The following is a 12657-nucleotide window of genomic DNA, read 5'->3' on the forward strand; positions in this document are numbered from 1 at the left end:
GCCGGATCGCGCCATGGTGGATGGTGCGGTCAGCCCGATGTCGTGGCGGGCGGCCGGGCCACCCTCGACGTCCTCGTTTCCGCGCGAGAGCGCCGGAGCGGACCGGACCCGTTGACAGCCGAAGTCTGGCCAAGTTACGGTCTGGACCGTAAATGGGAGAGGCACGTGCGGACGACGGTTGAACGTGAGGAGCGGCTGCCACGGCCGGTCACGGGGGTCGTCGGCGTGCCGCGCGACTGATCATCTCGCGAAATGGCTCGAGAAAGAGGGGGGCCTCACGTGCTCAGCACGGCTCCAGAGGCACAGATGTCCGTGCGCGACCTGTTCAGGCGGGGCCTGGTGATCCCGGCGCACCCACTGGCCCTGACCGAGGAAAGGAAGCTGGACGAACGCCGTCAGCGCGCGCTGACCCGCTACTACGTCGAAGCGGGCGCAGGCGGGCTGGCAGTGGGCGTGCACACCACGCAGTTCGCCATCCACGGGACCGATCTGCTGCCGCCCGTGCTCGAACTGGCGGCACTCACAGCGCGCGAGGTCGAACGCGAGGTGGTGCTGGTGGCCGGTGCGACAGGGCCCACCGCGCAGGCGGTGGCCGAGGCCGAACTGGCCAGGTCGCTCGGCTATCACATGGTGCTGCTCAGCCCGTACCGGGAGTTGGACGAGGACGGGCTGATCGAGCGGGCCCGCGCGGTGGGCGAGGTCCTGCCGGTGATCGGCTTCTACCTGCAGCCCGCGGTGGGGGGACGCCACCTGTCGCGAGATTTCTGGACGAGGCTGGCCGCGATCGACTCCGTGGCGGGCATCAAGGTCGCCCCCTTCGACCGGTACCGCACCCTCGACGTGCTGCACGGTGTCGTCAGAGCGGGCCGCGCGGGCGAGGTGGCCCTCTACACGGGCAACGACGACCACATCCTGGCCGACCTCATCACCACTCACCGCGTCGTGGTGGACGGGCGCGAGGTGGAGGTGGAGTTCGTCGGCGGCCTGCTCGGCCAGTGGGCGGTCTGGGTACGGCGCGCGGTGGAACTCCTGGAGGAGGCCACGCTGGCCCGCTCAGGCGACGACGCGGCGGTGCGCCGCCTCCTCACCCTGGACGGCCACCTCACCGACGCCAACGCGGCCATCTTCGACTCGGCGAACGGCTTCCACGGCTGCATCCCCGGCATCCACGAGGTGCTCAGGCGCCAGGGCCTGCTGGCGGGGCGCTGGTGCCTCGATCGGACCGAGGAACTGTCCCCCGGGCAACTCGCCGAGATCGACCGAGTCTGGACCGCCTACCCTTGGCTCCGAGACGACGACTTCGTCGCGGACGGCCTCAGCCGCTGGCTCTCCTGACCGGTGTGCGCCCGTCGCCCGCCCGCCTCGGCCCCGCCTTGGCCAGGCGGTCAGAAGACAATCCGGCAGCGGGTGCGAGGTCGCCCGCTGGTGAGATCGCCGGTGCGCTCGGCGGGTCCGGCGAGCGCCGGCCGGTGGAGCATGCGGTGAGCCGTTCGTCGCCGCACGGCCAGGCGATCGGCGATCTCGCCTGTGGCGTGGGCCTCCACGATCTCGGGAGCCTGCGACTCGTCGTCGAGTCGCAGGGCGCTGACGCCGGGGGTGGTCCTCGCACGTGACCGCGACGCCGTCGAGCGGGTCGTGCGGGCCGACGACCCCGATCTCCATATTTCGGAATAGACCGAAAGGTTGACCTGTGAATCTGCACTTCCCCAGCATGGCCGAACCCGCGGGCCGTACCCTCGGCGACGAGGAGGTGGCCGCGCTTGAGCGGGTGATCCGTACCGGCATGCTCAGCTCCGTTTGGGGGACCGAGACGCGGGCGCTCGAGCGCGAGATCGGAGAGTTGTACGGTTCCCGCCACGCGATCGCGTGCAGCTCCGGCACCGCGGCTCTCCATCTGGCCGTCGTGGCGGCCGCGCCGAACCCGGGTGACGAGATCATCACGACGCCGATCACGGACTTCGGGACCGTGGCCCCCATGTTGGCGCAGAACGCCGTTCCCGTCTTCGCCGACGTGGACCCGTCGGACGGCAATCTCGATCCGGACGCGGTGGCCGCGGCCATCGGGCCGCGGACTCGGGCGATCATGGCGGTCCACCTGTTCGGCGCGCCCGCCCGGGTGGACGAGCTGCGTGCGCTGGCGGACGAGCATGGCCTCGCGTTGATCGAGGACTGCGCCCAGGCCTGGCTCGCGGAGCTGCCGGGCGGGCGGCTGGCGGGCACGGTGGGCGAGGTCGGCACACTCAGCCTGCAGCAGTGGAAGCACATCACCTGTGGTGACGGTGGTCTGGTGATCACCGACGACGACCGGCTGGCGCGCGCGATGAGGCTCTTCGCGGACAAGGGCTGGGACCGCGCGGTAGGCCGGTCGCACGAGAGTCTCGGCCTCAACTACCGGATGACCGAGTTGCAGGCCGCGGTGGCGCGGGCGCAATTGGCCAAGCTGCCCGGCGTCGTTGCGTCCCGCCGGCGCTCCGCCGGGGAGCTGGTCAAGGCGATCCGAGGGCTCGACGGAATCCGGCTGCCCCGGCTCGACGGGCACGCGTGGTGGCTGTTTCCGCTCGTCCTGCCCAATGGCGACGCGCCGGAGCTGGCCTCCCATCTCCAGGCCTCCGGAATTCCGGCCCGGGCCGGATATCTGCGAGAGCCGCTCAACCGTGCGCCGGTGTGGGACGGGCCGATCTATGGCGAGTCGCGCTTTCCGCTCGACTCCGTCAGCGCGGGCGAGGGGCCCACCGCGCCATGCCCGGAAGCCGAGCGGCTGGTGGACCGGACATTGCTGGTCATCGACTGGAACGAGAACTACACCGATGAACACGTACGCCTGATCGCGGAGGCGCTGGCCGCGTACCGGCGTCATTGACGGGTGTGCCACGTCACCCTACTATTTCGGCGCTGACCGATATTGCAGCACCCCCCCAGGAGGCATCATGGATCGCCGTACGTTCCTCCGCACCACCGCCGTGGCTGGCGGCGTGGGCGTGGCCCTGTCCATCAGCGACCTGGGCGTCGACTCGGCGGCCTACGCCGAGGGCGTGACCAAGGTCGACCTCGGCCCCGCGACGCTCGCCTGCAGCACGCTCAACGGCGGATTCGTGGGCGACAAGCCGTACATCGTCTCCCACCTGCTGACCCCCGTCCGGCTGGGGGTGTTCGACGTGGCCGCGGGCCGGGCGGACAGCCTCACCGAGATCCCCACCGGCGGCGGCGCCTGGACCGGCCTGGTCGACGGGACGACCATCTACATCGGCACCCACACGGTCGCCGACGTGTACGCGTTCGACACCACGAGGGGGGCGCTCGACCGGATCGGCCGCGTTCCGGGAGCCACGTACATCTGGGACATGTGCCAGGTGGACGGGAAGCTCTACCTGGGCACCTACCCTGACGGCAAGGTGTGGGAGCTCGATCCGGGATCCGGCGCGCTGCGCGACCTCGGCGTCGCCGTGCCGGGCCAGACGTACGTGCGGAGCATCGTCGCCGACGCCACCACCATCTACGCGGGGGTGGGCTCGAAGGCGCGGCTCGTCGCGCTCGACCGCTCAGGCGGAGCTCCCCGCGACATCACCCCGCCGGAGCTGGTCGGGGAGTCCTTCGTCTACCAGCTCACCCAGACCGCCACCCACGTCATCGCGGGCACCCACGGTTCCGGCCTGATCGCGATCATCGACAAGAGCGATCCCTCCTCCTACCGTGTCGTCCATCCAGAAGGCGTCATCACCATCGGCAAGATGACCGCCGCCGGCGAGGGCGAGGTGTACTTCGGGGCCGGGGACTCGCTATGGCACCTCGACCTGGACGGCGGCGTCACCCGCAAGGTCGGCGTCACCGCCGAGGGTGACTTCGTGACGGCCGTCCACATCAAGGATGGGAAGGTGGTCGTGTTCACCAACTCGGCCACGATGTGGACCTATGACCCCGCGTCGGGGGAGATGGACATGGCCGACTTCCAGGCCATGGGGATGCCCACGGCGCCCGAGCTGCCCCAGTCGGTGGCGGGCCACGACGGGAGCCGGGTGTACGTGGGCGGGCACGGCGGGGTGGAGCTGCACGACCTGGCCGACCCGGGTGCCACGACGCGGATCCGGCTCGCGGGGGAGACCAAGGCCATGACCACGGTCGGCAGGCACGTCTACATGGCGACCTACCCGTCCGGTTCCCTGGTGGAGCACGACACGGAGACCGGGCGGACGAAGGTGCTCGCGGTGATCGGCAATGAACAGAACAGGCCGGGGGACATGGCCTACGACGCCCGGCGCAAGCTGCTGATCGTCGGTTCCAGCCCTGACTACGGCAAGATCGGCGGCGCGTTGTCGATCTACAACCTGGTCACGCGCAAGCTCCAGGTCCATCGCGACGTCGTCCAGGGCCACGGGATCGTGTCGGCCGCGACTCACGTCGGCAGGGGCCGGGCCTACGCAGGGTCGGAACGGCCCACAGGCTCGACGGCCCCCGCCGCGATCGCGGTTCTCGACTCCACCTCGGGCCACAAGTACGCCGAGATCGTCCCCGTGCCGGACGCGGTCTCGATACCGAGCCTGGTAGTGCTCGGCGAGGTGCTCTACGGCACCACCAGCAAGGGGGTGCTGTTCGCCGTCGACACCGGCACGGGAGCCGTCCTGGCCACCACGACCGTCGCGACCGCCAGGGTGGACCTGGTCGTCGCGGATCAGCGGCTGTACGCGGTGAGCCACCAGCGGCTGCTCAGGATCACGCCACGGACTCTTGCCGTCGAGGTGGTCGTCGACGGCTTGGCCACCGATCCGACCAGCTTCCCCATGGCCGCCTACGACAAGCACAACGGCGCCCTGTACACGATCACCGGCCGCAACCTGCTGAAGGTCACGGTCGGGAGCTAGGTGTCCTGGTCCGGAAATTCGCGCGCAGTCGCAGCCGAGACCGGCGAAGCCGAGGTCGGGACGAGCGGACGTCCAGGTCTCCCCGCCATCTCCCTGTTAAACAACAGTTTCGAAACCGGAACGCTAGTTACGGTCATGTATCAAGCATTGACCCCCATCCGCCAGATAGCTAGATTTCGGTCTGGACCGGTATTGCAAGGGAAAGGTAGGCCAATGAGGAAGGTAGCGGTGGCCGGCCTCGCGGCCGCACTGGGAGTGGTGGTAGCCGGATGTGGTTCCGGCAGCTCCGACTCCGGAGGCAAGAGCACGGTGACGATGTGGATGTATCCCGTCATCGACGACCAGGTGAAGAGCAAGGCATTCTGGGGCAAGGTCGAGAAGGACTACGAGGCCAAGAACCCCACCGTCGACGTCAAGATCGACCTGCAGCCCTGGGACGGCCGTCAGGAGAAGGTGACCACGGCGCTGGTCTCCAAGAAGGGCTTCGATCTGGTCGTGCTCGGCCCCGACCAGATCCCGCAGTACGCCAAGCAGGGCACGATCAGCCCTGTCGATGATGTCGTCGCCGCCTCCAAGGCGTCCTACCTGCCCAACGCGCTGACCGCGCTGACCGTGGACGGGAAGCTGTACGGCGTGCCGATCTATCAGACGATCACGGCGCCCATCTTCAACAAGAAGCTCTTCGCGGACGCGGGCGTCAAGGAGATGCCCGACACCTGGGCCGAGGTCATGGAGGCCGCGCCCAAGCTGGCGGCCAAGAAGACCCCGATCTTCATGTACACCGGCGCCCCCGAGGTCTCGCTCAACCTGAGCTTCTTCCCGATCCTCTGGTCGAACGGCGGCACGGTCTTCTCTCCCGACGGGAAGAAGGCGGCGTTCAACGGCCCCGAGGGCGTGCAGTCCCTGCAGTACCTGCTCGACCTCCAGAAGATCGGCGGCCTGCCCGAGAACGCCGCCACGCTGTTGAACACCGTCGAGGGCAGCCCGCTGGCGCAGGGCAAGGTGGGCTTCTACCATGCCGCCGCCAACGTCAGCGCCGAGCAACTGGGCGCGGCCATCGGCGAGGAGAACGTGGCCGTCGGGCTGCCCATCGAGGGTACGAAGCGGGTCGCGTTCGGCATTCCCGGCGCGCTGATCCTGCCCAAGCACGTCAAGAACCCCGAAGCGGCGAAGAAGTTCGCCGAGTACGTGGCCTCACCTGAGGTGGCCGCCGGGCTCTCCAAGGAGTCCGGTTACTTCCCCGCCCGCACCGACGCCGAGCTCGGCGAGCTGAGCGCGACGGCGAAGGAGTTCGAGAAGTCGCTGGAGTTCGCCTTCCCGGGCGACACCCATCCCCTGGCACGCCAGGTGATGGCGTTGCTCTCGCCCGAGATCCAGGCGGCCCTGCAAGGTAAGAAGACCGCCAAGCAGGCGCTCGACGACGCCGCGAAGCAGGCCGACGGCCTTCTGACCAGCGCCGGATGATGTCCTGGGGAGGTCGCGCGAGCGGCCTCCCCCTTGGTTGAAAGGCTTAAACCTGTGCGACACCGGTGGCGCGACCCCGTCACGGGCCTGCTGTTCGTCCTGCCCATGCTGGTGCTCTTCGCGGTCTTCCGGTTCGTTCCCGCGCTGGGCGCGGCGGGCATGAGCCTGACGGACTATCAGATCAGCGGGGAGTGGACCTTCACCGGCGTGGACAACTACGCCAGGCTCTTCGACGACCCGATCTTCATGAGCAGTCTCCGCGTCACCTTGGTGTATGTGGCGATCTACGTTCCGTTGACCGTGTTGGTCGCACTGGGTACGGCGCTGCTGCTCAACTCGGTGATCTTCATGCGCGGGCTGTTCAGGGGAATGCTGTTCCTCCCGTATGTGACCAGCTTCATCTTCGCCGGTGTGATCTGGAAGTGGGTGTACGACTTCGACGGCCTGATCAACGGGCTGCTCGCGCACCTGGACCTGGGGCCCATCGGGTTCCTGGACGACACCGCGCTCGTGCTGCCGTCGCTCGCTCTCGTACAGGTGTGGAAGGGCTTCGGCTACTCGATGCTCATCCTGCTCGCGGGGCTGAAGTCGATCCCCTCCTCCTATCTGGAGGCGGCCCGCGTCGACGGAGCGAGCGCCTGGCAGCGCTTCCGCAGCATCGTGCTGCCGCTGCTGCGGCCCGCACTCTTCTTCGTGCTGGTCATCGAGACGATCGGCGGGTTCCAGACCTTCGACATGATCTACGTCATGACCGGCGGCGGGCCGTCAAGGGCGAGTTACAACCTCGTCTACGCCCTTTACGACCAGGGCTTCAAGTTCTTCAACCTGGGTTACGCGGCGACGATCGGCATCGTGCTCTTCGTCCTCGTCTTCGTCGTCTCGATGATCCAGCGCCGCTTTCTCGACCGGAGCACGACATGACCCTGACCACGTCCAGGCCGAGCGCCGCCGGCGCGAAGAAGGCCGTGCCGTCCCGCCGCCGTCGCGGCAGGAAGTGGCCACTGACGGTGCTGCTCGGGCTCGTCTCGGTGCTGACCGTCAGTCCCTTTCTGGTGATGCTGGTGGTGGCGCTGACGCCGCCGCGCAAGCCCACCGTTCCGAACCAGTGGCCCGACACGCTGACCATCGACAACCTGCTGGGCACGCTGTCGGCATCGGGCTTCGTCGGCTGGACCGTGAACTCACTGATCTACGCCGGAGTCTCGGTGGTCATCATCTTGCTGACCGCCTCGATGGCGGGCTACGCCTTCGCCAAGAAACGCTTCCCCGGCCGGGACATGATGATGTGGGCGTTTCTCGCGACCGTGATGGTGCCCTTCCAGGCCCTGCTGATCCCGCTGTTCGTGCTGGTGTCCGATCTGGATGGGGTCGACACGTTCTGGGGGATGATCGTACCTACGCTGGCCAACTCGCAGGCGGTGTTCCTGATGCGGCAGTTCATCAGGGACCTGCCCAGCGAGCTGTTCGAGGCGGCCAAGGTCGACGGAGCCTCCGAATGGCGGATCTACTGGCAACTCGTGGTGCCGCTGACCAAGCCGATCCTGGCCACCCTGGGCGTCTTCGTGTTCCTGTGGCATTGGAACGACTTCCTCTGGCCGCTGGTCGTGGCGCAGAGCGACGAGGTGCGCACACTCACCGTCGGCCTGACCACGCTGAAGGGCGAGGAGTACCCGCTGGCCATGGTGATGGCCTCCGCCGCGGTCTCGGTCGTGCCGTGCCTTGTGGTCTTCGCTCTGCTGCAGCGCTACCTCGTCAACAGCATCGCGATGACGGGCTTGAAGTGATCGCCGCCTCCCCTGGAGGCGGCGCCCGCGAGCCCGAGGCTGAAAGCCTGGCGCCGGCGGCCTCATAGGGAGGCCGCCGGCGCCAGACTCGCGCGCCGCCAGACTGCGTGATCGGCTGTCCGACGGCCTGATCGCGGGTTCTCCCTTGTGGGGTCGGACCGCGCGCTTTACGGCCTAGGCCGTAATTCCCAGATCAAAGAGTTGCGCGGCATTGCGCCACGCGATCGCCTCGGCCGTCTCCGCGTCCAGGTTCGCCGCGGCGAGCGCGCCGACGACCGAGGCGGGGTCGATCAGGGTCGAGTCGGTGCCGAAGAGCAGCCGTGCGGTGTCGGTCCCGGCGACCACCTGCGCGATACGGCCGGTCGGGGCGTGGGAGTAGCAGGGTTCGAGATAGAGGCGGTCGCAGGCGTTCGCGGCCTCGATGGCGTGCGTGAAGCCGTCCGCGCCCATGTGTCCGGCGATCACGCGCAGGCCGGGGATGTCCAGGCAGGTCTGTGCGAGGTCCAGCACGGAGGCGCCCCAGGTGTGCACGAGCGCGGGCACCCCGGCCGCGGCCACCAGGCCGAGCGCGTCCCGCACCCGCCGCGAATCGGCCGGCGACCTCGTGTAGTCGGTATGGATCTTGACACCGACGAAACGCCCCGTGGGGAGATATTCGCTGAGATCCCGCTCGGCTTCGGCAAGCCTCCGGGGGTTGATGGTGACATATCCGAAATGCCGACGTGCGCTGGGGTGTTCCTCACTCCCGTCACCGCTACGTGAACTCGCGCCGGTCCCGGCTGAGCGCTCCTCATCCTGTACGGCCAGCCACGAGGCCAGCGCCCGGTTGCCCGCGGCGGCGTCGTAGATGACCGCCTCCGTGGCCGACACGATGGAGATGTCGATGCCGTAGCGGTCCATGGTGGCGAGGTTCGCCTCGGCCACGTCCATGGTGAAGAACCAGGGGCCCCAGTGGGCGTGCACATCGATGATCATCCGAGCAGCCTCTTCGCGTTGCCGCCTGCCACCGCGGCGATCTCGTGGGGGTTCAGTCCGCTGGTCGCCAGCCGTAGCAGTGGGACGACGGGTTCGTAGTGCGGGGTTCGCGAGCCGTACAGGAGCCTGTCGGGCGGTACGGTCTCCAGGGCGTCCGGGGAGTTGAGCAGCCGTGTCGAAGTGTGGAAACCGGGCTCGTCGGCGGCTATCACGAGAAAGTCGCCGAGGTGGTAGAAGTGCGTGTCCAGGAAGACGACCTTGGCGTCCAGCCCGGAGAACGGCTGCCAGAACCGCCGGACGTCCCCGCCGGTGAGTACGACCAGGCCGAGAGCCGCCGCCTTCCTGGCGACATGCCGGACAGAGGGGAAGCCTGCCTCCACGCCCTGCTCGTCGGGGAAGAGCCTGATCGCCTTCACCCCCAGCGGAACCAGCCGATCGATCTCCCGCACCGCCCCGACGGGGTCACGCAGGTCCACGGTCCCGACCGGGACGACCGCCGGAGTAATGGCCGCCATGGGGCCGGCTGCGGAGGCGTCCGAAGGGCTGGGTGGGACGGTCTCCGGAGAGACAAGCGGCTCGCGGCGCCCATCGAGCGGGTGAGCAGACGCCAGGGTGAGCACCTCGTCGTTGCCCGAGCGCATGTCGAACAGAGCCGCCCGCAGCGACGCGATCGCGCCCGTCCGGATGCGTTGCTCCGCCAGCGTGCCCAGCACGGATTCCGGCGTGCCGGGTGGGCCGTCGCGGTCGGGATAGGCACCGACCAGCACGTCCACGTCGAGTGTCACCTCGAGTTCGCCGACCAGCTTGCGTGCGTCGAACGCCGTCACTGCCGCCTCCATTGACTAATCGCGCTGAGCAGATTACGGTCTGGACCAAAATTGAGCAAGGGGTACAGGCGATGACTCGGCCGCGCCCTCGACGAGCGGACCGGCTGGTTCGGCACGTTCTGCCGGGACCGGCACACCGGTCTGTGAGGCCATCGGCCGATGCCTGGTCCGGCACCCGGGCCGGCCGTACCAGGCGTGGTCACGAGTGGTACGGCCGGCCCGGGGGCGTCCCCGTTCGCCGGGCGGGCCCACCGGCGCCGGTCCTCGCGCGCCGCTTCGCCGTACCCGTTCCGGCGGCTCTGACCGGGGGCGCCGGCCGCGGGTAGGGGTGCTCGGCGTTTTGCTCAGCGCGCCGCAGGGGGCACCATGGAGGGGAGGAGAGACGCGCGCCGAACGGCTTGGGCGGGTCACTCGCAGCAGCGTTCAGGAGTGACCAGGGGGGTCAATTGCCGCGCGTCCGGGAAATCGAGGTGTTCCGGCTGACCCTGCCGTACGGCAGGCGGCCGGAGAGCATCCTGGTGCGCCTGACCGACTACGGCGGCATGACCGGGTGGGGGGAGATCGTCGAGCCGCCGGGCCTCGACAAGACGTGGGCCACGCTGGCGGAGACGCTCGCCCCCGCGCTGCTCGGCGTCGACTGGGAACACCCCGACGAGTTCGCCGCCGTCGTGGGCGGCACCGCCGGCGACATGGCCTGCTGGGACCTGTGGGCCCGGATGCGCGGCGTTCCGCTGTCCCACGCGCTGGGCGGCACCAAGACGTCCCTGATGGCCACCGTGCGGATCGGCGCGGAGCGCTCGCTGGAAAGCCTCGTCGGCCGGGTCAACAAGCACATCTGCGGCGGTTACGCCCACGTCACGCTCGACGTCCACCCCGGTTGGGACATCGACCCCGTGCGGGCCGTACGGCACGCCTTCCCCGGGCTGGCGATCTCCATCGACGCGCAGGCCGCCTACACCGACGCGGAGGCGCTCCTCGCGCTCGACTCCTACGGCATCGCGGTCATGGAACGGCCGTTCGCCCTCGCCGACCTGACGGCCCACGGCGATCTGCAGGACCAGGTGGCCGCGGCGGTGGCGATCGAGCCGAGCTCCGAGACCGTGATCGCCGACTACGTCACCGCCCGTGCCGCCCGCGCGCTGCTGCTGCGCCCGTCGCGCTTCGGGTCGCTGAGCGAGGTACGGCAGGCGCACGACCGGGCCATGGCCGCCGGGTGGGACATCCTCTGCGCCGGCGGCCAGGGGACCGGCCTGGCCCGTGCCGCCACCGTGGCGGTGGCGAGCATGCCCGGCTGCACGCTGCCCTGCGACGTGACGCAGCCGCCGCGCAACGCGCAGATCGTGCTGCCCCCGGTGGGCGCCTCGGGCGGCGTCGTCGCCGTCCCGCTCACCCAGCCGGGCCTCGGCCACAGCGTCGACGAGCCGCGGCTGCGCCGGCTGGCGAAGGAGTCCTTCACCGCGTCAGCTTCTCGGCAGTAAACGCGTTTACGGCCGAGCTTGCAGCTCCTCGTCGTCGATGGCTTCGACGGTCTGGTCCGCGTCAGGCAGCGTGACTCACTGCCCAGCCCACCACACCGCGTGCGGCGATGTTGCGGGCTGCGTTGACGTCGGCGTGCTCAGCGAAGCCGCACGACGTACAGGAGAACAGTGCCTGGCCGGGCCGGTTGGCCCGGTCGGTATGCCCGCAGTGCGAGCATTGCTGGCTGGTGTAGGCCGGGTCGACGTGGACGAGCGCGATCCCGGCCCGGCGGGACTTGTAGGCGATGAAGCTCCCCAGTTGGTGGAAGCTCCATGAGTGCAGCGTGACCCGCTGGGGCTTGCGGAGCCGTACCCGGTCGCGGATTCCTTGGAGGTCTTCCAGGGCGATCCCGCGTCCGGTGCGTTCTGCCTCGGTCACGATTGCTTTGGCGATCACATGGTTGGTGTCGGCGGCGAAGCGGGCTTCGGTTCGGCGGCGTTTCTTCAGCAGCCGTCTGGCGGATTTGGTGTTCTTGGCCTGCAGCCGGCGGCGTAGTTCCCGGTTGCGGTGCCGGACCGCGTTCAGGCCCCGGCCCGTGTGCCGGGTTCCCTCACCGGTGGCGGTGGCGGTGGCGGTGGTGGCGATGTTGGCGATGCCCAGATCCACGCCGAGGAATCCATCCGGGTCGGCGACCGGGACGTCGGGTAGGTCGCAGGTGGCGATCAGGAACCACCGGCCGTCTCGCACGAGTAGATCCGACTCGCCTCGGCGATGGGCGCTCAGCATCGCGAGTTGCCGGTCGGAGCAGGTGAACGCGACGCCGCGCAGCCGCCCGGCGGTGGTCCAGATCGATACCGTGCCCGCTTGTAGTTGCCAGGACAGGCAGCGGTCGTCGTAGGGCTGGGCGGCATGCGGGCGGAAGGTGATCGGTTTGCTCATCGCGCGGATACGGCGTGGCGAGGTCGGCGGTCCCAGGTTTCCGGCCCGCAGGTTCGCCTTCAGCGTGGTGCAGGCGGCGGCGACTTTCTTGATCACATGCTGGGCGGCCTGAGCACCCAGGCCCCGCTCCTTCAACGCGGTGTAGGTCTGTTTGCGCAAGTCGTATTCGCGGATGATTCCGGTGGTGAACGCGGTCCGCGCGACGAGGTCGGCCGCTTGGTTGCATTCGCGCAGGGTCGCTTCCAGTGCCGCCGCCTGCTCAGGCGTTGGCAGGAGTTTCACCTGCACCACCAGCTTCACAATCGAACACTTTATCATTCGGTCCATGTCACCGTGATGGGAACCGAACCTCGA

10 protein-coding genes are annotated in these 12657 nt (G+C 68.9%); 7 read left to right on the forward strand and 3 right to left on the reverse strand.

What is annotated here, in order from left to right; translation table 11 throughout:
- The first annotated feature begins 306 nt into the window (after positions 1-306).
- The 6 genes from MBA17_RS12935 to MBA17_RS12960 all read left to right on the forward strand — a co-directional run bounded on the left by MBA17_RS12935 (position 307) and on the right by MBA17_RS12960 (position 8104).
- The gene (locus MBA17_RS12935) at positions 307-1335 is read left to right on the forward strand and encodes a dihydrodipicolinate synthase family protein (protein WP_238496650.1); all 1029 of its coding nucleotides are present in this window, start codon (positions 307-309) and stop codon (positions 1333-1335) included.
- Positions 1336-1690: 355 nt separating this feature from the next.
- A complete protein-coding gene (locus MBA17_RS12940) occupies positions 1691-2860 on the forward strand; it encodes a DegT/DnrJ/EryC1/StrS family aminotransferase (protein WP_238496651.1) in 1170 nt (389 codons plus the stop codon).
- Between the two features lie 67 nt (positions 2861-2927).
- The gene (locus MBA17_RS12945) at positions 2928-4856 is read left to right on the forward strand and encodes an NHL repeat-containing protein (protein WP_238496652.1); all 1929 of its coding nucleotides are present in this window, start codon (positions 2928-2930) and stop codon (positions 4854-4856) included.
- A 213-nt stretch (positions 4857-5069) separates the two neighbouring features.
- Positions 5070-6320, forward strand: coding sequence for an ABC transporter substrate-binding protein (locus tag MBA17_RS12950; protein WP_238496653.1), 1251 nt, complete (start codon positions 5070-5072; stop codon positions 6318-6320).
- Positions 6321-6374: 54 nt separating this feature from the next.
- Positions 6375-7241, forward strand: a complete 867-nt coding sequence (locus MBA17_RS12955) for a carbohydrate ABC transporter permease (protein WP_238496654.1) — start codon at positions 6375-6377, stop codon at positions 7239-7241.
- Positions 7238-8104, forward strand: coding sequence for a carbohydrate ABC transporter permease (locus MBA17_RS12960; RefSeq protein ID WP_238496655.1), 867 nt, complete (start codon positions 7238-7240; stop codon positions 8102-8104). The genes MBA17_RS12955 and MBA17_RS12960 overlap by 4 nt, the downstream gene beginning before the upstream one ends.
- A 174-nt stretch (positions 8105-8278) precedes the next feature.
- Here MBA17_RS12960 and MBA17_RS12965 read toward each other — a convergent pair whose 3' ends face one another.
- On the reverse strand, positions 8279-9079 hold the full coding sequence (locus tag MBA17_RS12965) for an amidohydrolase family protein (protein ID WP_238496656.1): 801 nt from the start codon (positions 9077-9079) through the stop codon (positions 8279-8281).
- Positions 9076-9906, reverse strand: a complete 831-nt coding sequence (locus MBA17_RS12970) for an amidohydrolase family protein (RefSeq protein ID WP_238496657.1) — start codon at positions 9904-9906, stop codon at positions 9076-9078. Before MBA17_RS12970 ends, MBA17_RS12965 begins: the two co-directional genes overlap by 4 nt.
- A 446-nt stretch (positions 9907-10352) precedes the next feature.
- On the opposite strand from MBA17_RS12970, the gene MBA17_RS12975 reads away from it, so the two are divergent.
- Positions 10353-11384 (forward strand): enolase C-terminal domain-like protein, encoded by a 1032-nt coding sequence (locus MBA17_RS12975; RefSeq protein ID WP_238496658.1) that lies wholly within the window; start codon positions 10353-10355, stop codon positions 11382-11384.
- A gap of 61 nt (positions 11385-11445) precedes the next feature.
- Here the strand turns inward: MBA17_RS12975 and MBA17_RS12980 are convergent, their stop codons facing one another.
- The gene (locus tag MBA17_RS12980; protein WP_238496659.1) at positions 11446-12603 is read right to left on the reverse strand and encodes an RNA-guided endonuclease InsQ/TnpB family protein; all 1158 of its coding nucleotides are present in this window, start codon (positions 12601-12603) and stop codon (positions 11446-11448) included.
- Positions 12604-12657 lie beyond the last annotated feature (54 nt).

This window comes from Dolomitihabitans soli (assembly GCF_022213955.1).
In the GTDB taxonomy this organism is placed as follows: Bacteria; Actinomycetota; Actinomycetes; order Streptosporangiales; family Streptosporangiaceae; genus Streptosporangium_A; species Streptosporangium_A soli.